The organism is Dendrosporobacter sp. 1207_IL3150 (assembly GCF_036763085.1).
In the GTDB taxonomy this organism is placed as follows: domain Bacteria; phylum Bacillota; class Negativicutes; order DSM-1736; family Dendrosporobacteraceae; genus JBAIYU01.
Window position 1 is genome coordinate 1 of the sequence record NZ_JBAIYU010000012.1, and the last position, 20613, is coordinate 20613.

At 37.3% G+C, this 20613-nt stretch carries 17 protein-coding genes and 1 rRNA gene; 8 read left to right on the top strand and 10 right to left on the bottom strand.

Annotated features, from left to right (window positions below; all coding sequences use genetic code 11):
- Window positions 1-330 precede the first annotated feature (330 nt).
- Window positions 331-1275: a TIGR01212 family radical SAM protein gene (locus tag V6C17_RS08060; protein WP_333522063.1), complete on the bottom strand. Its 945-nt coding sequence runs from the start codon at window positions 1273-1275 to the stop codon at window positions 331-333.
- Window positions 1275-3026: a B12-binding domain-containing radical SAM protein gene (locus V6C17_RS08065; RefSeq protein WP_333522064.1), complete on the bottom strand. Its 1752-nt coding sequence runs from the start codon at window positions 3024-3026 to the stop codon at window positions 1275-1277. The genes V6C17_RS08060 and V6C17_RS08065 overlap by 1 nt, the downstream gene beginning before the upstream one ends.
- A gap of 141 nt (window positions 3027-3167) precedes the next feature.
- On the opposite strand from V6C17_RS08065, the gene V6C17_RS08070 reads away from it, so the two are divergent.
- The 7 genes from V6C17_RS08070 (at window position 3168) to uvsE (ending at window position 10250) form a co-directional block, all read left to right on the top strand.
- Window positions 3168-3956, top strand: a complete 789-nt coding sequence (locus V6C17_RS08070) for an N-acetylmuramoyl-L-alanine amidase family protein (RefSeq protein WP_333522065.1) — start codon at window positions 3168-3170, stop codon at window positions 3954-3956.
- Window positions 3957-4071: 115 nt separating this feature from the next.
- A complete protein-coding gene (gene pepF, locus V6C17_RS08075; RefSeq protein ID WP_442891462.1) occupies window positions 4072-5928 on the top strand; it encodes an oligoendopeptidase F in 1857 nt (618 codons plus the stop codon).
- A 133-nt stretch (window positions 5929-6061) separates the two neighbouring features.
- Window positions 6062-6385 carry a zinc-ribbon domain containing protein gene (locus V6C17_RS08080; protein WP_333522067.1) on the top strand — a complete coding sequence of 108 codons (324 nt, stop codon included), beginning with the start codon at window positions 6062-6064 and terminating at the stop codon, window positions 6383-6385.
- A gap of 159 nt (window positions 6386-6544) precedes the next feature.
- Window positions 6545-7525 carry a non-homologous end-joining DNA ligase gene (ligD, locus tag V6C17_RS08085; RefSeq protein ID WP_333522068.1) on the top strand — a complete coding sequence of 327 codons (981 nt, stop codon included), beginning with the start codon at window positions 6545-6547 and terminating at the stop codon, window positions 7523-7525.
- Window positions 7526-7547: 22 nt separating this feature from the next.
- Complete coding sequence (gene ku, locus V6C17_RS08090) at window positions 7548-8369, top strand: non-homologous end joining protein Ku (RefSeq protein WP_333522069.1); 822 nt, start codon at window positions 7548-7550, stop codon at window positions 8367-8369.
- Window positions 8359-9297, top strand: a complete 939-nt coding sequence (gene ligD, locus V6C17_RS08095) for a non-homologous end-joining DNA ligase (RefSeq protein WP_333522070.1) — start codon at window positions 8359-8361, stop codon at window positions 9295-9297. The genes ku and ligD (V6C17_RS08095) overlap by 11 nt, the downstream gene beginning before the upstream one ends.
- Window positions 9294-10250 (top strand): UV DNA damage repair endonuclease UvsE, encoded by a 957-nt coding sequence (gene uvsE / locus V6C17_RS08100; RefSeq protein WP_333522071.1) that lies wholly within the window; start codon window positions 9294-9296, stop codon window positions 10248-10250. Before ligD (V6C17_RS08095) ends, uvsE begins: the two co-directional genes overlap by 4 nt.
- Window positions 10251-10298: 48 nt before the next feature.
- On the opposite strand, the gene pckA is transcribed toward uvsE, so the two are convergent.
- The 5 genes from pckA to V6C17_RS08125 all read right to left on the bottom strand — a co-directional run bounded on the left by pckA (window position 10299) and on the right by V6C17_RS08125 (window position 15539).
- Entirely contained in the window at window positions 10299-11867 is a 1569-nt protein-coding gene (gene pckA / locus V6C17_RS08105; RefSeq protein WP_333522072.1) for a phosphoenolpyruvate carboxykinase (ATP), read from the bottom strand.
- Between the two features lie 137 nt (window positions 11868-12004).
- Entirely contained in the window at window positions 12005-13504 is a 1500-nt protein-coding gene (thrC, locus tag V6C17_RS08110; protein ID WP_333522073.1) for a threonine synthase, read from the bottom strand.
- 84 nt (window positions 13505-13588) lie between these two features.
- Window positions 13589-14068: a Cys-tRNA(Pro) deacylase gene (gene ybaK / locus V6C17_RS08115; protein WP_333522074.1), complete on the bottom strand. Its 480-nt coding sequence runs from the start codon at window positions 14066-14068 to the stop codon at window positions 13589-13591.
- An 8-nt stretch (window positions 14069-14076) separates the two neighbouring features.
- Complete coding sequence (locus V6C17_RS08120; RefSeq protein ID WP_333522075.1) at window positions 14077-15144, bottom strand: DUF362 domain-containing protein; 1068 nt, start codon at window positions 15142-15144, stop codon at window positions 14077-14079.
- A 137-nt stretch (window positions 15145-15281) separates the two neighbouring features.
- Window positions 15282-15539 carry a hypothetical protein gene (locus V6C17_RS08125; RefSeq protein ID WP_333522076.1) on the bottom strand — a complete coding sequence of 86 codons (258 nt, stop codon included), beginning with the start codon at window positions 15537-15539 and terminating at the stop codon, window positions 15282-15284.
- 187 nt (window positions 15540-15726) lie between these two features.
- Here V6C17_RS08125 and nadE point away from each other — a divergent pair, with 187 nt between their 5' ends.
- Entirely contained in the window at window positions 15727-17643 is a 1917-nt protein-coding gene (gene nadE / locus V6C17_RS08130) for an NAD(+) synthase (protein ID WP_333522077.1), read from the top strand.
- 98 nt (window positions 17644-17741) lie between these two features.
- Here nadE and V6C17_RS08135 read toward each other — a convergent pair whose 3' ends face one another.
- The 3 genes from V6C17_RS08135 to rrf all read right to left on the bottom strand — a co-directional run bounded on the left by V6C17_RS08135 (window position 17742) and on the right by rrf (window position 20463).
- Window positions 17742-18101: a hypothetical protein gene (locus V6C17_RS08135; protein WP_333522078.1), complete on the bottom strand. Its 360-nt coding sequence runs from the start codon at window positions 18099-18101 to the stop codon at window positions 17742-17744.
- Between the two features lie 17 nt (window positions 18102-18118).
- Window positions 18119-19645 carry a hypothetical protein gene (locus V6C17_RS08140; RefSeq protein WP_333522079.1) on the bottom strand — a complete coding sequence of 509 codons (1527 nt, stop codon included), beginning with the start codon at window positions 19643-19645 and terminating at the stop codon, window positions 18119-18121.
- Window positions 19646-20346: 701 nt separating this feature from the next.
- A 5S ribosomal RNA gene (gene rrf / locus V6C17_RS08145) occupies window positions 20347-20463 on the bottom strand.
- Window positions 20464-20613: the final 150 nt, after the last annotated feature.

A 20613-nucleotide genomic window follows, 5' to 3' on the forward strand; every position in this document is an offset into this window, starting at 1 on the left:
TTGATGGCTCTTTATAATTCGAAATTGCTTTTTGTTAATTCGTTTGCACGATTAACGTTTTGTGCTCAATGAGCACCGCACATCTGGCATTAATTCTTCTTACATTGTTTAGTTTTCAGGGAACACTGGTTGTTCTTGCGTTCAACCGTTTTGACTTGCTGCCATCTGACAGCTTATCTATATTAACATAACTAATTTATCATGTCAACATATTGTTTTTGGTACTTTGTGCCACCGTCACTGGTTTTTTTTACCTGTGTCAGCGGCGACTTGCTTATAGTACCATTTTACGACACGTTCTGTCAACATGCAAGTTTTTCCTGAATTAAATTAAAGAAATTTTCTGACTGCGCTTCCATTTAGATACGTACATCGTTTACCTTGATAAGATTCTCTTTCTTCAAGCGTTTTTTCAATCGAATCACGAATCTTCCACCAGCCTGTTTGCCAATTCGTAAATAAAGTATTGCTTTCTGGCGCACGTCCAATCAAGCGCTGAACAACGATATCAGGATGAAGATACTCTAAGAAGGTTACAACCCTCTCAACATATTCTTCTTTACTAATAAGCGATATTAACCCCTGTTGATACATATCTGCCATGGCTGTACCTTTCACAATATATAGTGCGTGTAACTTTACTTGATCAACCCTGATAGCAGATAGTATCTTTGCATTTTCAATAACATCAGTCGTGTCATCCCAAGGTAAATTTAGTATTAAGTGGGCACATACATCAATGTTGTACCTTTTAATCCTTAATGCAGCATCAAGAAACTCAGCTAATGTATGTCCACGATTCACTTTGATCAACGAATGATAATTAACCGTTTGTAAGCCTAATTCGATACTAATGTCTTTCCCATATCGGCTTCCTAGCTCTGATAACATGTCCAAATATTCATCATTTACACAATCTGGGCGAGTTGCTAGCGCTATACTAACTACATCTTCTTGACATGCCTGAATTACATATTCCTTTAGTTGATTTACAGGTAAGTATGTATTGCTGAAATTCTGGAAGTAAGCTATAAATTTCTCTGCTTTATACTTTGGCGAAATATGAGCCCTATTCGCATTTATTTGGTCTTCAACCGTCATAGATGCAGGCAAGTTTTCATAACCGGCACCAATTTCCCCGCAAAAGGTACATCCTTGTGTACCACAGGCACCATCGCGATTTGGACAAGTAACTGGTAATCCTACAGGCAGCTTATATACCTTCTGCCCATAGCGCTTCTTTAAGTAGTCTGAATACACATTATATCTTACCATTATTGTCCTCCAATCCAAAAATCGCCCGCTTCAATAGTTTTAAAGTCTACTTCTTCTCCATTAAATGAAAACAATACTGGCGTACTTTTCTTTAAAATGTTTTTATTTTTTATATAGCATGGCACATCGAAAGTGAATACTTCTATATGATGTTTTTTCTTAATATCGCGCCATGTCGTAAATTTGTAGTCTGAAATATATTTATGTACGAGTTTCTCATTTCTCCAAAAGGCTGTTGTTTCATCATTCCAACAATTTTCGTTCCAACCTAATACATCAGGTCGTAATGACCCTTTCTCTGTAATTAGAGCATCGAATTTTAGAAATTCGTCACATAAGCTCTCTGTATCCTCATAAAGGAGTTGGCAAAATTCACGTAAATATTGATAGAGTGATTTTGGACTATGAGCAACAATGTGTAATTCCCTTTGTTCCCAAAAATCAGTCAATGAATTATAAAATCCAAAGGCATCACCATTGTGATATCCTATGAAGTAATCTAATGTATGAGAAAAACGTCCACTATTGTACACTTGATTAAAAATCTCTTCCATTAAATGAAGCTTACGAACTTCGCTAAATGAGAGATATTTATTCCCCAGCACTTGGTACGGGGCTGAGTCCATAAATATGTAACTATGTTCTTTGGCACACTTTCTTATTCCGGACCCTTTCAGAAGTTTTAGAAAACCTATTTGAAGCATGTGCGGTTTAAGGTTATAGACATCATTAAAGGATTTTCCGAATGTCTTATAGTCTTCTTCAGGCAGCCCTACTATTAAGTCTAGATGAACATGGATATTGCCAGTAGCAATTATATTAGTAACATTATCGACTATTTTAGGCCAATTATTACTTCTTCTAATTTGCGCCAAAGTAGCACTATTCGTTGACTGAATACCTATTTCAAATTGAACCCGCCCATTAGGTATGGTTTTTAATATTTCTAGAACCTCTTCATCTAAAATGTCTGCTGCAATTTCGAAATGAAAATTGGTTCGACAGTTCTGCTGAGAGATAAATTGTAATATTGGTAGATAATGATCTTTTCGAGCATTAAAGGTTCTATCAACAAATTTAACTTGTCTTACATCATGCCTTATAAAGAATGATAAGTCTTTAATAACTCTATCTACCTCTAAAAACCTCACGCCCTGTGTAGCACTAGATAAGCAATATTGACAAGAAAAGGGACACCCTCGCGAACTTTCATAATAGATAATTTTATCTTTTAAGGTACTAATTTCCTCGTCGTTGTAAGGAAATGGTATACTATTCAGATTCTTAACAATACCTGCATCTCCATTTAAAGCTATCTTATTATTAATTCTCTGTGCCAAATTAGGAATAGCGGAAACTTCTGCTTTTGCTTTCAGTTGAGTCAGTAATTTGTATAACGTTTCTTCGCCTTCACCCTGGACTATGTAATCAATATATTTATGCTGTTCCATAATGTCTTCGGGATCATAAGAAACTTCTGGTCCACCTAATATAATAACTGTGTCAGGAAGTACCTTTTTCAATAAATTGGCTAATTCCAGCGTCATGTCAATATTCCAGATATAGCAAGCAAGGCCAACTACATCTGGTTTTTCCGCATATATTTCGCTTAATATATCAAACAAGCTATTATTAATACTAAATTCTTTAACCTTAAAATCGCATATATCATTGCAAAATGCCTTTAAATATCTTAAGGCTAACGAAGAATGGATATATTTTGCATTGAGTGTGGCTAAAACCGTTTTCATTACTCCACCAACCTATCTTAACTTTTATTTATCGACAATTTGATTATAACTTAGTATGCTCTGCATTTTACAAGAAATCACCGTATAGTGAAGTAACGCATACAATACAGCAAGGTAAACTTTGAAGGGATGGTGTTAGATATGAGAATTATTATAGACGGTCAAAGAATACCAATAAATGTACGCGTTACTAATGATTTAATATTAACTCTAAAAACCATTGCAAAAACTCTTCGTTGGAAAATCTGGTATGATGCTGGCAAAGAAGTCATTTACATATCATCGACTTCTGCTTCAACTCCAACACCGACTGAACCAGTGGATTTCTCCCTACAAACTATAGAAGAAATCGAAAGCAGTCGGCTGCAAGGTAAGATTATTTGCTTGGACCCTGGACACGGCGGCAGCGATCCAGGGGCAATTGGCCCGAGCGGAACTATGGAAAAAGACAATACGTTAGCAGTGTCACTTCTGCTTAAGGAAAAACTTGAAGCCAATGGCGCAACAGTAATTATGACTCGTGAAACTGATCAAGATGTCGCTTATCCAAACGCTTCTTCAAGTGATGAATTGGGTGCAAGAGTTAACACTGCTAATGATGCAAATGCAGATATTTTTCTTAGTATTCATAACGACTCCTTTACCAGCATTACTGCTGCTGGGACAACTACTTTTCACTATGGTGATGATGAATCAATCCAGTTAGCCGCTCAGGTCCAAAAATGCTTAGTTGAAGAACTAGGTACAAAAGATCGGGGTTCACGCTTTGCAAGTTTTTATGCAATCCGCTATACAAACATGCCTGCGGTATTAATTGAGACCGCGTTTATCTCAAATCCTGAAGAAGAATTATTACTAGCAAGTACAGACGGGCGTTCAAAAGCGGCTGAAAGTATTTTTAACGGAATAGTTAAGTACTTTAAAGTATAACAAATTTGGCTTTTTAGGATAATATAAACAGGAAATTTAATTCCTGTTTTATAATATTAATAGTAACTTACTCTAAAGGAGCGAATAAATATTGAAAATCCGAAACTTCTTCCCAATCGTATTGAGCGCCATAGTTTTTGGAAATACTGCTAATTCAAGTGTTAGTGCTAAGTCTCAGGTACCTGAAAGAAGCGAAATACCATCAGAGTACAAATGGAGCCTAAGTGACATCTATTCCGATGAAAACCTTTGGCAAAGCGATTTTAATCACTTAAAAACACTTCTTAAAGATATTGCTCATTACAAGGGAGGGTTAAATCAGTCGGCTGACAACCTGCTAGCCTGCCTGAAAATCCGTGACGATATAGGAATAATCAGCGGTAAACTTTATGCATATGCAAGAATGCATCGCGATGAAGACGCCGAAAATACAAAATACCAAGCAATGACGGGAAAAATAGAATCATTGCTTGCTGAAGCAGGAGCGGCAACTGCATTTATTGAACCCGAGGTTTTAGAGCTTCCCGAACAATTATTAGCTGATTTTGTCAAGGCTAATCCTAGTCTAAAAGAATACAAATTTTATTTTGATGATTTGTCTAGGCAAAAGCAACACGTTCTTTCTCCAGCTGAGGAAGAACTTCTTTCAAGGGTGTCTGAAGTAACACAAGCGTCAGAAAACACATTTAATATGTTAGCTCATGCCGATATGAAATTTCCAATGACAGCTGGCGAGCAGGGCAGTGAAATACAGTTAAGTGAAGGCCGTTACAGTACACTCATCCGCTCGACTGATCGAAAGGTTCGTAGAGAGGCCTTTTCAAATTTATTTGGCACCTATAATAAGTATCGCAATACATTTGCAGCAACACTTGGTGGTAATGTAAAGAAAAACATATTTTATGCTAAGACAAGGAAATATAATTCAACATTAGAATCTGCTTTAAAAAGTGAAAATGTTCCTATTGAAGTTTACACTAATCTAATTTCTACTGTCCACAATAATCTTGCTCCATTGCATCGTTATGTCGATCTAAAAAAGAAGGCTCTTAATCTATCAGAAATACATATGTATGATTTATACACCCCTCTTGTTAAGGATGTTGATATGAACTTTAGATACGAAGAAGGTCTTGAAATTGTAAAAGATAGTCTAAAACCATTGGGAAGCGAATACAATGAAATTCTAGCTAAAGGTCTTTCTTCAGGTTGGATTGATGTTTATGAAAACCGTGGTAAGCGCACTGGAGCATATTGCTGGGGCACTCATACTGTTCATCCCTTTGTTTTATTAAACTATAACGACCGATATGATGCAGTATCAACCTTAACGCACGAAATGGGTCATGCTTTGCATAGTCACTACAGTCATACCAATCAGCCTTATATTACAGCATCTTACACAATCTTCAGCGCTGAAGTTGCATCAACAACTAACGAAATACTTCTTCTAGACTACATGTTAAACAAAATTACTGATAAACAGCAACGCCTATACTTAATAAACCAATATCTAGAGCAAGTACGTACTACGGTATACCGCCAGACAATGTTTGCTGAATTTGAGTTGCTGTTATATGAAGCCGCCGAAAAAGGTGAGACAATAACAGCCGATATGCTTGATTCCCTCTGGCAAGAGCTTAATGTAAAATATTATGGTAAAGATATTGTATATGATAAGGAATTAAACATAGAATGGGCTAGGATTCCTCATTTTTATTCTCATTTTTATGTTTATCAGTATGTTACAGGGTATTCAGCAGCTACTGCACTTGCTGATAAAATACTTAATGAGGGTAAACCAGCTCAGGATCGCTATATATCTTTCTTAAAGAGCGGTGGATCAGATTATTCACTCAACCTGCTGAGGAATGCTGGAGTTGATATGTCATCTCCTAAGCCAATCGAGGTAACCTTAGCTAAATTTTCCGCAAGATTAGACGAACTGGAAAAACTACTTACCAATTCTTGACAAGCTAAATACAAGCAATGTATATTAATGTCAGGAGCGAAAATAATTGCTTTGGATGGCTTACGTAGCTATAAACCTAACCAACCGGCCGGCAATTGTTAGAACCTAATTATTATGAGGAGGTTGGTTACTAATGGCCTACCAAGACAAAAAACTTTCCTGTAAAGAGTGTGGAGTGGCTTTCAATTTCACTGCTTCAGAGCAGTCCTTCTACGCAGAAAAAGGCTTCCAAAATGAGCCTTCCCGTTGCCCAGAATGCCGTGCCGCTAGAAAAGCCCAAAACAACAACAGCAACAACAACAGACGCAGTGGTAATACAGGCGGTTTCCGTCAACAACGCGAAATGTTTAATACAACTTGCAGCGCATGTGGTGTTGATACACAGGTTCCTTTCAAGCCTACAGCTGGCAAACCTGTTTACTGCCGCGATTGCTTCCAAGCTACTAAAAGCTACTAAAATTTAGAGGCCTATGTGGCCTCTTTTTTTGCTGGTTCAATAATCAAGCAGGCCTTCTCTTTTAATTAAGTGAAGACCTGCTTTTTCCATTTTTTACACTAAAGCTATAGTTATAATTGTAAGCTTTACTAAAATACTAATCTTACGGAGGAATATTATATGCAATTAATACAGCCAATGCTTGCGAAGGCCTCTGCTTTACCAGCCAATGATAATGATTACAGCTTCGAAATTAAATGGGATGGAATTCGGGCAATCGCATATATCGAAAATAGCAGATTAAAGCTTTTGAGTCGCAATATGTTCGATATAACCCATCAATATCCCGAATTGCAACCGTTAGCTAAAATTATCACCAGCGAGAGGATAGTCCTGGATGGTGAAATAGTTGCATTTCAACCTAATGGTCTACCCTCTTTCGGCTTATTGCAGCATCGTATGAACGTAACATCTTCTGACACTATAAATAGAGGCGTACAAAACATACCTGTAACCTATATAATTTTCGACATATTAGAATATCAAGGAATTTCATTACTGAAAGAAAAATACACTGAACGCAGGCATATATTAGAAAAACTTGAGCTTAATAGTTCCAACTGGCAAACACCTCATTACAAAACAGGCACTGGAATGGATATTCTCGAAGCAACACGGAAACTAGGATTAGAGGGAATAATTGCCAAGAGGCTAGACAGCCTATACTTCCCTGGAAAGAGAACAGGCGATTGGTTGAAAATAAAAAACACAGCTCGACAAGAATTAGTAATTGGCGGCTGGGTTCCTGGAAAAGGAAAACGTGAAGGGCAGATTGGAGCACTTTTGGTCGGTTATTATAATAACGTTTCCGAAACTTCCGAAAACCCTGGACAGGCTCAAAAACTTATTTTTGCAGGAAAAGTTGGAACTGGTTTTTCTGAAACGAAATTGGACGAACTTAAAAAGCTATTTCAACCACTCACGCGCTTAACCTCACCCTTTACAGGGACAACACCCGCTGATTCAATTTTCATTGAGCCAAAAATTGTAGGCGAATTTGAATTTACCGAATGGACGGGAAATGGCACTCTTCGACACCCATCCTTTAAAGGGTTGCGAAATGATAAAAATCCGCTAAATGTAATACGCGAAAAAAAGTAATGAGACTGTGAGGTGCCTCAAAATGCCAAGACCTATTTGGAGCGGATCAATAAGCTTCGGTTTGGTTAATGTTCCCATAAAGATGTACAATACTGTAAAAAAGAAAACAATTAGTTTTAACCAGCTTCGCAAATCTGATGGGTGCCGTATTCGACTTAAGAAAACTTGCGCCATTGATGGTGCAGAGGTACCAAGTGATCAAATTGTTAAAGGTTATGAAGTTTCGCCTGATCGATATGTCGTAGTAACACAGGAAGACCTTGATTCCCTAAACCCTAAAGCATCAAAAACTATCGAAATCGAGGATTTTGTACTTTCCGAACAAATAAATCCGATTTATTACGAACAATCTTATTACTTATCTCCTGATAAAGGAGCCGCCAAAGCTTATACTCTCCTTTTAAGCGCAATGAAAGAATCGAAACGTATCGCAATTGCAAAACTTATAATTCGAAATAAACAGCATTTAACTGCTATAAGGCCCGATGGCCGTGCACTAACCTTATCGATAATGCATTTCGCCGATGAGATTGTAAGCAAAGATGACATCGATGATTTACCAACCGATATTCAGCCGGAAAAGCGTGAGCTTAACATTGCCGTACAGCTAGTTGAATCATTGTCGGCAGATTTTGATCCTACTAAATATCATGACGAGTATCGTGAAAAGGTAATTGAAATGATTGAGCAAAAAGCAGAAGGACAACAAATCGTCAATCAGCCTGCCGCTGAACAAGGTGCTAAAGTAGTCGACTTAATGGCCGCCTTAGAGGCCAGTCTAGCTGCAATCAAAAAGGAACCTCCTACCGCTAAACCGAGGAGGAAAAAAGCTCGTGCCCAATAGCAGCAGTATTATAGAGGTAGACGGTAAACAGGTTAAGCTGTCTAACCTTGAGAAAATCTTCTACCCTGCCTCCTCTTTTACAAAAGGTGCAGTTATTGACTATTATATTCGTATTGCACCAGTTCTTCTACCTCACCTAAGCAGCAGACCTCTCACACTCAAAAGATATCCAAATGGCGCATTAGAAAAATTCTTTTATCAGAAAGAATGTCCTGCATCTCGCCCAGAATGGATGACAACAACACCTGTCTGGAGCGAAAGTAATAAGAAAAATACTAATTTCTGCCTTGTTGAGGATTTGCCGTCTCTTATTTGGTCAGCAAACTTAGCAGCTTTGGAACTTCACACTTCCCTGTCACTAGCCGAAAATATTATGCAGCCGACCATGGTGGTTTTTGACCTAGATCCAGGTCCACCAGCATCAATCATTAACTGTGCGGAGGTTAGCTTATGGCTGCGAGATCTTTTTAAGAAGTTAGACTTGGATTGCTATCCAAAAACATCTGGATCTAAGGGTCTGCAAGTATACGTACCTATAAACTCCCCTACTGATTATGAAACAACAAAACACTTTGCACATGTGATTGCCCGCGTCCTTGAACAAAAATATCCTGATAAAGTAGTTTCTAACATGAGAAAATCGTTACGAACTGGTAAAATCTTCGTTGACTGGAGCCAAAACGATGACCACAAAACTACCGTTTGTGTTTACTCTTTACGAGCAAAAGATTCACCAACAGTTTCTACACCAGTAACTTGGTCAGAAATAGAATTTGCCTTATCAGAGCACGATCAGTCTTTGTTGACTTTTACTTCTCAACAAGTACTGGAACGAGTCGCCAAGCATGGAGATTTATTTGCGCCCGTTCTTTCTCTAAAACAGCAGTTGCCAAAAGTTGATTCTTTACTTAGGAGGCCTATTCATTGATTGTTCGGTTCGGTTATGTAGCAATAGCTCTTGATATTCAAGAGGGTTCACCAAATAAAACTATTACTGTAAAAACAGCAGAAACTATTACCAATCATGAAGATAGACTCAACCGCATGCGTAGGATTTTGAGAGAAAACTTATCAAATACCTTAAGAATTTTGCGGTATAATGCTGCGCGCCATATTTATATCTATCGTTTTACTTCAAAAACGGTGCCTCTTGCCACCCATCAGATCGCTGCTGATTGGGATTATATTGAAGAGTTCAAAGAGGAATGGCAGGAAATAGGGCAATTTATAAAGCAGCATAAACTCAGAGTTAGTGCGCATCCCGACCATTATACACTCATTAACAGCCCGCAAAGCGATGTACTAGCTGCCGCTTACAAGGACTTGGATTACCACGTTTTGGTTTTCGAGGCTATGAACTTGCCCATAGAACCGCAGTTAGTAATGCATATTGGAGGTTTATATAAAGACAAGGATACTTCTATTTCTCGGTTCATTCAGGAATTTAACAATCTGCCAGATCGAATCAAACTGAGGCTTATGCTTGAAAACGATGATAAAAGCTATAGTGCTGCTGATGTACTAAATATCTGCCAAAAAATTCAATGTCCAATGGTCTTAGATATACACCATCATTTTTGTAAGAACGACGGGGAAGAATTAGCAGAGCTGTGGCCTGCTATTACTCAGACTTGGCAAGACAAAACACCCCCTAAAATACATCTATCAAGCCCTAAAGATCAAAAACAATTTAGAAGCCATGCTGATTTTGTCAATATTGAAGATTTTATTCCTTTTTTGAAGATAACCAAAGGCTATAATAAAGATTTTGATGTAATGGTGGAAGCCAAGCAGAAAGACCTTGCCATGTTTAAACTAGTAGAGGATCTATCTAAAATATCTGGAATCAAAAAGATCGATCATGCAACTATTGAGTTTTAAAAGTATAAAAAAGAAACGTTTACTTGTAACAGTAAACGTTTCTTGTATTTATACTTTCGGTCCTGCTGTAATAATTTCTACAGGCATGTCATCTTTAAATTTGTTAAAGTTTTTTGTAAAGAGCTGCGCCAAATAACGAGCTTGTTTATCATATAAATCTTTATCTGCCCAAGTATTGCGCGGATTAAGAACTTCGGTGGGCACATCCGGACATTCATTTGGTATATATACATTAAAAATCGGATCAAGCTGCCAGGAAACAGTTTCTAATTTCCCTTCGATTGCTGCTCTAACCATTGATCTTGTATAAGATAGCTTCATACGCTTTCCGACTCCATACGGGCCACCCGACCAGCCAGTATTAATTAAGTATACATTCGTATTATGTTTTTCGAGTTTCTCGCCTAAAAGCTTGGCATAAACAAGCGGTGAAAGTGGTAAGAATGGCGCTCCAAAGCATGTTGAGAAGGTTGCTTCTGGTTCAGTAACACCACGTTCAGTCCCAGCTAATTTACTAGTGTATCCTGATAAGAAATGATACATAGCTTGTTCTTTAGTCAATTTTGCTATAGGGGGCAGAACTCCAAAAGCATCAGCTGTTAAGAAAACAATTGTTTTAGGATGCCCGGCGATACTAGGAACTAGCGCATTAGGAATATGGTCAATCGGATAAGCAGCTCTTGAATTTTCAGTTATAGTGTCATTATCATAATCCGGAACTCTTGTTTCGTCATCAATATATACATTTTCTAAAACTGTACCAAAACGAATAGCTTCCCATATTTCCGGTTCAGTTTCTTTACTTAAGCGGATACATTTAGCGTAACATCCACCTTCAATATTAAATATACCGTTTTCACTCCAACCATGCTCGTCATCTCCAATTAGCTGGCGGCTCGAATCAGCCGATAAGGTAGTTTTTCCTGTGCCGCTTAAACCAAAGAATAGGGCTGATTCGCCATTGCTGCCGACGTTAGCAGAACAATGCATCGACATAATGCCTTTTTTAGGTAATATATAATTCATTACACTAAATATTGATTTTTTCATTTCGCCGGCGTAATGAGTGCCACCTATCAGAACCATGTTCTTTTCAAAGTTTAAAACAATAAATGCTTCTGAGTTTGTGCCATCTATAGACGGAATAGCCTTAAAACCAGGCATGCAAATAACCTTAAAATTAATGTCTGAAATTTGTTCATCGTTGGGACGAACAAATAGCTGATGTACAAAAAGATTTTGCCATGCAAATTCATTGATAAATCTAACTGTAATGCGATTCTCAGGGTCGGCCCCAGCAAAACCGTCAAAGACAAAAACTTCGCGATTTTGTATATATGCCATCATTCGATTGTAAAGCTTGTCAAATTTTTCATCTGAAAAGGCTTTATTACTTCCCCAAGAAATTTCATTATGAACTGCAGAAACATCGACAATAAATTTATCGTTAGGCGAACGCCCTGTATATTTGCCTGTGGCTACTCGCAATGCTCCCGTTGAGGTCAAGTTACCTTCCTTTCTTACTATCGCCATCTCAATTAATTCGGCTGGAGTAAGATTATGATAGATTTTCCTTGCCCCTTCTACTAAGTTAGCAGCTTTCTCTTGTTCTCTCACTGCAATACCCCCACAAATTTAGTATGTAAATATTATAACATACTAAATTAAATTATCCCTTCAAACTACAAAAAACTATCTTAATATAGTTTATTCCTCTCATAAAAATAATAAACATAGCCTTTCGGCTATGTTTATTATTTAGTCAGAATATTTTTTATATTTTCTTCCATTTCTTCTTTTTCACAAGACTTTGAGAATCTAACCTTTACATTTTTTAATCCTGCTAAAGCCTTGGGAATTTTAATACCGCTTAAGCGCGAGAGTTCCTCAAGCATATCAAATTCACTTTTTCCTATTAATAAATCAGTACCAACTAGTGCTTCGAGAACACTTTCATTAAATTTATAAGGACTTGCAGTGGAAAGTATTACGTTAGGTGTTTTATCACTTGTCCGCCGGCGATATTCTTCACCAACAAACCACGCAACTGCAGTATGTGGGTCAGCTGTATAGCTATACTTATCGAAGATGTCTTTTATAGTACGAATAGTTTGCTTATCGTCAGCCCAGCCCGCCCAGAATATATCTTGAATATCTTGAAGGTATTCCGAGCCGATATTATATTTTCCAGTAACCTTAAGTTCTTCCATCCATTGACTTACTTGCTTTGAATCGCCGCTAGTAACATGATATAAAAGACGCTCAAGATTACTGGATATCAAAATATCCATAGACGGAGAAATTGTTTTGTGAAAACTGCGATTTCTATCGTAAACCCCTGTATTTAAGAAATCAGTTAATACATTATTAGGGTTTGATGCACAAATAAGTTTATTAATTGGCAGCCCCATAGCTTTTGCATAATATCCTGCTAGAATATTACCAAAATTACCGGTAGGAACGACAAAATTTACTTTATTTCCTAAAGTGATATTACCAGCCTTTAACATGTCCGCATATGCACTAAAGTAATACACAATTTGCGGAACCAGACGCCCCCAATTTATTGAGTTAGCAGACGATAATTGAAAACCTTCCTTAGCTATTTCTTTGTTAAAAGCGTTGTTGCTAAAAATATTTTTGACACCCGTTTGAGCATCATCAAAATTTCCTTTTATAGCGATTACTGAAACATTTTCGCCTTGCTGAGTGACCATTTGTAAGCGCTGAATTTCACTAACACCGCTATGAGGATAAAATACTATAATTTTAATTTGATCAACATCTTTAAAACCTTCGAGGGCGGCTTTACCAGTATCACCTGAGGTTGCCACCAATATAACAATTTCAGCTGATTCCTCTGTCATTTTCAGTGCCTTTGACATTACCTGAGGTAATAGTTGAAGCGCCATATCCTTAAAAGCACTAGTGGGTCCGTGCCATAATTCAAGCACGTGATTGCCATCACCCAAGGTCTTGATTGGCGCTACTTCAGGACCATCAAATTTATCTAAGTTATAAGCTTTTTCAATACAGTCATCTATATCTTCCGAAGAAAAATCTGTAAGAAACTCTTTTAGTATTCTTGCGGCACGTTGCTGATAATTCACATCTTGAAGACTGGCTATATCATCTAAACTCAATGTAGGTATTGACTGAGGCACAAATAGGCCTCCGTTATCAGAAATGCCTGTAATTATTGCTTCGGCCGACTCTAAAATCTCATTTCTCCCACGTGTACTTAAATATTTCATCTCACTACGTGCCCCTCTCAATCTGCTGCTAGCTTCTGCTTAATAAACATACGTCCGAATATAAATGCTTATTATAGCTTATAATCAAGCTTGCGCTCGTGATATTTCACATATAACTGCCTTAACTGCTTTTATAAAATCGTCTGGTGATATAAGAATCTGGCATCCACGAATTCCAGCACTAATAGCAACGAAAGGCCACTGTGTTATACTGCTGTCAGCAAATACAGGAAAAGCCTTCTTAGCACCAAGAGGAGATACACCCCCTCTAATGTAACCAGTAAGTCCTAATACTTCTTTTAATTGTACCATTTCAACCTTTTTATTTGAGCTAGCCGCTGCTAAAGCTTTTAAATCAAGTTCTGCTGCGCCTGGGATACAAGCAAATAGTATCCCATTTTTATCACCTCGCACAACTAGTGTTTTAAAAACTTGTTCAGTAGGTAAGCTAATTTTCTTAGCAACAGTATCAGCACTCAAATCGTCTAGATCCACTTCATATTCTCTTAGTTCATACTTTATCTTTAGCCCATCTAAAATCCGAGCAGCATTTGTTTTCTTCAATGTTATAACTACACCTCAACTAACTCGTATTGCTTCGAACCCATGCCAATTTCCGCGGCATGATCGATCTGAATCATTGCATCGTGATGCTTGTATGCCATCTCAGCCAAATTATGGCCATGCGCCTTTGCAGTCAGGTCCAGCGTAGCCATATCTACTGCTACAGGGTCTTGCGATGCTAAAATACCAATATCCTCAATCATTTTTTCTTGCTTAACACTGAAGCAATCACAGTCTTTAGTCATGTTAATTAAGACATTTATGAATACACATTTATCTTTTTTATCTTTTATTGAGCCATATGCATGTTCAGCCATGCTGCGCTGCATATACCCAGATTCTGCACCCCAGTCGTAACTTACCGCATCGAAACGACAAACTGCTAAACACTCGCCACAGCCGATACACTTTTCTGCCATAATATATGCTTTTCCATCTTTTTCGATTATTGCTTCTTGTGGACACCACTTTACGCATTTTTGGCATATTCGGCACTTATCTGAAAGCACCTCGGGCAGCATTGCTGAGTGCTGGCGCATTTTTCCCATTCTACTAGCTAAGCCCATGCCTAAATTTTTGATGCATGCACCAAGCCCAGCCGCTATATGGCCGGTAGGATGGGAAACGGCTATTAGCGCGTCTGCAGTCATTACTTCACGCGCAACTTTAACCGTTTCATGTAATTGACCATCTATTTTCACTTCATATTCGGAGTTACCTGTAAGCCCGTCAGCCATGATAAATGGAGCACCTACGTTTTCAATGGTAAATCCATGGCGATGAGCATGCATTAAATGCTTTACTGCGTTTTCCCTCTCACCTTTATAAAGAGTAGATGTTTCTGTTAAAAAGGGCTGACCGCCTTGCTCTTTTACTTTAGATACGATTTCCCTAATTAGCTCTGGTTTGATGTGGGTAGTATTTTTCTTCTCACCAACATGAATCTTTATAGCCACAAAATCATTATTTGATATTTTTAAAATACCTGATTTCTCAATAAGCTCTTTTATCGCAATAGCCTGCTCCTCAACTGCTAATCCATCCTTAACTGATAAAAAAAATACTTTTGCTGTCATCTTCAATCGCCTCGCTGTAATTATTTGATTTAAAAATAAGCATGGCATTTTTTCACAGTATATAATTGTTTACGGTATTTGTCAACGGAATACAACTGTATACTGCAAAAAGATTGTGGCGCGTTACCGCGCCACTGTCAGAAATCCAGAGTCATGTACTTTACTTTGACATTTTGAATTGACTTGAGCTCTTCCTCAAAGTCTTTTATCGGTAAATCATTGCCACATAGCTGTAACAGGATAATGCCAGTATTAGTACACCGATCTATTGCCGCATCATGTAACCCAAGCCGAACTCTTATATAACAACCATACTTTGTTAGAACTTCCTGTACTTTCGCCGCAGTTTCTACGCGGTTTTCCTGCAATATCGCCATAATCATCGAACAATCCATTTGATAGCCTCCTATACCAAAATTAGGTTAAGTACTATTTAATACTTATAAATATTTGCGTAAAACTCCTGCTTTATTCCAAAAAAATACTGATGTTTATATTATCTGACCATAATAACAAAAGCATGTTAATCGGTAGTGAATTAGTGTACAATAATAAAGATATCAGATAAAGAGGTGCCGATAATTGTTGAAAATTGCATTGGGACAAATGGAAACTATACCTGGTAGACCAGATTTGAATACAGCAACTATTATTAACATGATACACCAAGCACGTAAAGACAATGTAGATATTATCATATTTCCAGAAATGTCGGTTCCAGGCTACTTGTTGGGTGATCTTTGGGAACAACAAGCATTTTTAAGAGATTGTGAGGATTTTGGTCGTCAAATAACGGCAAATTCTCAAGATATATGCGTAATGTTCGGTAACGTAGGAATTGATTGGGATAAACGTAATGATGACGGACGAGTACGTAAATATAATGCTTTTTTCGCAGCTTATAATGGTAAGCTGTTAGGTAATAATAACTTCCCCTACCCTTTTCGTATAAAAACACTCCAGCCTAACTACAGAGAATTTGAGGATACAAGACATTTCTATAGCTTACGTAAGCTAGCTGTTGAATTAGATGTTAAAATAGAAAATTTATTAGTCCCAGTTCAGTTAGTACTTCCTAAAAGAACCTTAAATATTGGTTGTATCTTATGTGAAGATGGCTGGGTAGATGATTATGCAGTTAAACCAATAGCAACGCTTCATAAACATCACTCAATCGATTTATTTGTAAATATATCTAGTTCACCTTATACTCTTGGTAAAAACAATAAGCGCAATCGTGTTTTTTCAAAACAAGCTAAAGAAACCCAAGTCCCGCTTATATATGTTAATACCACTGGAATTCAAAATAACGGTAAAACTGTATACACCTTTGATGGAGTCAGCACAGTTTATAGTGGCAATGGCGAAATTATAGCTTATTGCGAACCTTTTCATTCGGCTGTAAAAACTGTAGAAATTGATCTTAATGATAAAGGATTAAATATTATTGCGACTGAACCTCCAAATGATCAAACTACAGCCAGCATATATCAAGCACTTCATTATGGTATTGATCGCTTTACAAAATCTCTGGGGATTAAAAAGGTTGTTATAGGCATTTCCGGCGGTATTGACTCGGCATTAGCCGCTGCTATATATACAAAAGTGCTGGGACCGAGCAATATTCTTTTAGTAAATATGCCAAGTATCTATAATTCAAATACAACCAAAAATTTGGCCTTTAACCTCGCAAGTAACCTAGGTTGCTTATATACTGTAATACCAATTCAAGAGTCGGTAAACCATACAATTACTCAAATTAGCAATAGTGCAATAACGGACCTTCAGAACAACGAAACACTGAAGTTAACAGTGTCACCTTTTGTCTCTGAAAACATTCAGGCTCGTGATAGATCTTCTCGTATTTTAGCTGGTATAGCCGCAGCTTTTGGCGGTGTATTTACTTGTAACGCTAATAAAAGTGAATTATCTGTTGGTTATTCAACACTATACGGTGACCAAGCGGGCTTTTTTGCAGCCTTGGCGGATTTGTGGAAGCATCAAATATATGATTTAGCCAGATATATGAATGAGTTCGTTTTTGAACAAGAAATAATTCCGCAAGAAACTATAGATATAGTACCTAGTGCTGAACTCTCCTTCGATCAGGCCGTAGACGAAGGTAAAGGCGATCCAATAGTATATCCATATCACGATTATCTTTTCCGTTCCTTTATGGAATTTTGGAATAGAGCAACTCCTGAAGACATACTTCAGTGGTATATCGATGGTACTATTGAACAACAACTTGGCTGTCCAGAAGGTATTATCAGCAAACTCTTTGTAACTCGTAAAGACTTTATTGATGATCTTGAAAAATGGTGGAAACTATATTCGGGAATGGCTGTCGCTAAGAGAATTCAGGCACCTCCAGTTCTAGCGATAAGTAGACGTGCCTATGGGTTCGACCATCGCGAGGCCCAAAATGGAGTATATTTCACTGCAAAATACTTAAATTTGAAAAATCAATTACTTGCAAAGCAAGCTAACACTTTTTGAGCCATGCAACAACGCAAGTCGATGTTGCACTTATTCAATAAGAAGTTGATAGTTCTTAATAGTATAAAAAAATAAGACCCCAACGGGGTCTTATTTTTTTATCTAGATCTTCGCGTTAAAAACAAAAATACTAAAACTAAACCTAATACTAAAAACACTATAGGAAGCGCTACAAATACCATAAAAACAACAACGCCAGCAATAACTAGTTTGGTAATCAAACTAGTACTTCCTAAATCAAAACTACTATGCTTAACATATATTCGCTGTTTCGAATTGCTATAGCTATGGCTGCGATACTCTCTCTCCTGGGAATTATCACCATTATCAATGGTTAAACCTTTGAAGTTATCTTTCTCTTCAGAAGTTAATACCTGTACTCCCTCATTGCACTCTTGGCAAGTACTGCATTTCTCTTCTCCTACATTAAGATGATTACCGCATTTTTCACAATACACGATATATCCTCCTATATTTATAATACGAATAATGAAAGAATGAATCCTTCTTCACTTAAATAGCGTGGGTCAAATTTTTGAAGTTGTAAAATATCAAAAAGCTTATTGCGATTATTCTTTACACTGCTAGCAGACACACCAACGCTGTCAGCTAATTCATCAGGATCTATATCATTAGTACCATTAATCTGAGCATATGCAAAAATTACAGCTGCAGCCCAAGTACCAGGCTTTCTGAGTGTAACACTAGTTAATTGGGAGTAATCATACCATAATTTTTTGATAAGGTTTGTGTCATGTAACGAAAAGCCATAGTCGTGAGCAAGTGATACCAACAATTCTGCCACCTGTTGATTAGGAAGGCAAGTCTCTTTTATTTCTGGAAATTCTTTTTGTATCTGAAAAGCAGATGTTACATTTACCTTAGCTAATGTTATTAGAACATCTATAGTATGGCGCACTACTAAGGCATGTCGATCGAAAAAATCCTCCATGGTCGAATTGGGAGATTGAATTTCGTAAATTAATTTTTGACGTAATACTTCATCCTTTATACGCTTCCTTAAATTTGGACTAACTTCGACAGTAGTTATATAATTTAACATAACTACTCCATTCGAGTAAAGGTGTCCATAAAACAATATCTTCTTTAAAACATTAAACTCAAAATCAGGATAAGGTAGTTCTAAAGTTTCGCCTGTAAATAAATCGATGCACTCCACCCAATCTGGACCTAATACTCTATTTATATAGAAAACAGTAAACTTAGCCTTTAATAAGTCCTCAACAATCTGACGTTCATCGGATGTTATATTACCATTTTGGTTAATAGAAAAATGCTTTAGTGGTTTTTCGTCTGTGGTAATTAAATGATAATCAAATAAGAAATAATCCCAAAATCCTAGCCAAAAGTCGCTCTGTTCATCATCATTAGTATGTTCGAAAGGACCACTATATAAATAAAGGGCTCTGTCAAAATCATCTATAAATTCTTCCTGTTGAAAGTATGTGCCTATCTTAACCATAAGTCTTTCAACTGTCTCGCCGACTTTTCTATCCAATTCATCTGTCATTAACAATGCAGCGTCAAAGTTATCGCTGAATAATCCAATTTCTTCACCGGAGTCTTCATTCAATAGTTTAAGCTGATTGCCACCTGCAATCTCATCAGCCGCACGTGTGATCTCATCTATCCCAATAATATATTTTTTGCTATGCAAATATTTATAGAATTCTTTTAATACCTCAAAGAAGTATTTAACAGATTCAATACTTACACTATAATCTGGAATATGACCAGACAACCACTCAATAGCTGCACTATATTCTTTAGGGGTAAGCTCATCTAAACAATCTGCATCAGAATGTATTAAATAAATAATAAGCATTTGGATATTATGCCAACTATTTCTAAGTTCATTATCAGGCGAACCTTGCCAAGCTTTTTGACGAAGAAAACCTTCAACCCATTCTCTCTTTATTATAGGTTCCCATTCTATATCTTCTTCATAAAAAAGTCGTACTTCATCGTACACATTTTTCATTAAGTGTTTTATCTCCTTTGTAAAAATACCCACCGTAACATTATAGCATCTAGGCCTTATAGGGGCTAGTAGTAAGATCTTCATGAAGAGGTATAGTAATTTATATGTTATTAGCTATACATCCTATAACAAAAAAAGCTTACCATAATGGTAAGCTTTTTAAATCAGCAGGCCGTTTCACATATCGCTATGCCATCCGTGGCGCGATATGTACTTGGTCCATCCGGGACCATCGCCAGCCAAGTACTTTCGACGTATAACGTTCTGCTTAAGTAGCTTTATAATATAAACATGTATAGTTTATTACTGCATCTACGTGACCTTAACTACTGTTACGATGCTGACTTCGATAGCTTACAATATTGAGGAAGTATATCTTCCTACTTAGTCACTCTCATAGGCGACAATGGTATGTGAACAGGTGGAGCAGCCTTGAGCATATTAACAAAATAAAAAAGCACTCATTAAGCAATGAGTGCTTTTTTAACCGGCATCTACTTATCCTCCCAGGCCGTTTCCAGCCAAGTACTTTCAGCGTATAAGGGCTTAACTACTGTTACGATGCTGACTTAGATATTTTTTATAATAAAGATAGCTATATATCACTTAGATAGTCTCATAGGCGACGGTGGTATGGGAACAGATGGAACCTAGGTCTTAACATAGCAAAAAGCACTTACCGTGATGGTAAATGCTTTTTAAATCAGCAGCTTTCTATCCTCCCAGGCCGTTTCCAGCCAAGTACTTTCGACGTATACGAGCTTAACTACTGTGTTCGGTATGGGAACAGGTGGAGCCTCGCAGCTATCGCCACTGAATATGTAGGTGAATGTCTTATAAAAGTACATTCCCTGAAAACTTCACAGAAGATAATTTGCATTTTAGTATCATTTCATTCGATGAATCGAATGCTTGATTAGTTAAGTCAAGCCCTCGACCTATTAGTACCAGTCAGCTGAATCCATTAC

Bases quoted from the DNA above. Each gene is read 5' to 3' on its own strand.
- V6C17_RS08060 (WP_333522063.1), bottom strand. From the start codon at position 1,275: ATGGTAAGATATAATGTGTATTCAGACTACTTAAAGAAGCGCTATGGG.
- V6C17_RS08065 (WP_333522064.1), bottom strand. From the start codon at position 3,026: ATGAAAACGGTTTTAGCCACACTCAATGCAAAATATATCCATTCTTCG.
- V6C17_RS08070 (WP_333522065.1), top strand. From the start codon at position 3,168: ATGAGAATTATTATAGACGGTCAAAGAATACCAATAAATGTACGCGTT.
- V6C17_RS08080 (WP_333522067.1), top strand. From the start codon at position 6,062: ATGGCCTACCAAGACAAAAAACTTTCCTGTAAAGAGTGTGGAGTGGCT.
- ligD (WP_333522068.1), top strand. From the start codon at position 6,545: ATGCAATTAATACAGCCAATGCTTGCGAAGGCCTCTGCTTTACCAGCC.
- ku (WP_333522069.1), top strand. From the start codon at position 7,548: ATGCCAAGACCTATTTGGAGCGGATCAATAAGCTTCGGTTTGGTTAAT.
- thrC (WP_333522073.1), bottom strand. From the start codon at position 13,504: ATGAAATATTTAAGTACACGTGGGAGAAATGAGATTTTAGAGTCGGCC.
- V6C17_RS08120 (WP_333522075.1), bottom strand. From the start codon at position 15,144: ATGACAGCAAAAGTATTTTTTTTATCAGTTAAGGATGGATTAGCAGTT.
- V6C17_RS08125 (WP_333522076.1), bottom strand. From the start codon at position 15,539: ATGGATTGTTCGATGATTATGGCGATATTGCAGGAAAACCGCGTAGAA.
- V6C17_RS08140 (WP_333522079.1), bottom strand. From the start codon at position 19,645: ATGAAAAATGTGTACGATGAAGTACGACTTTTTTATGAAGAAGATATA.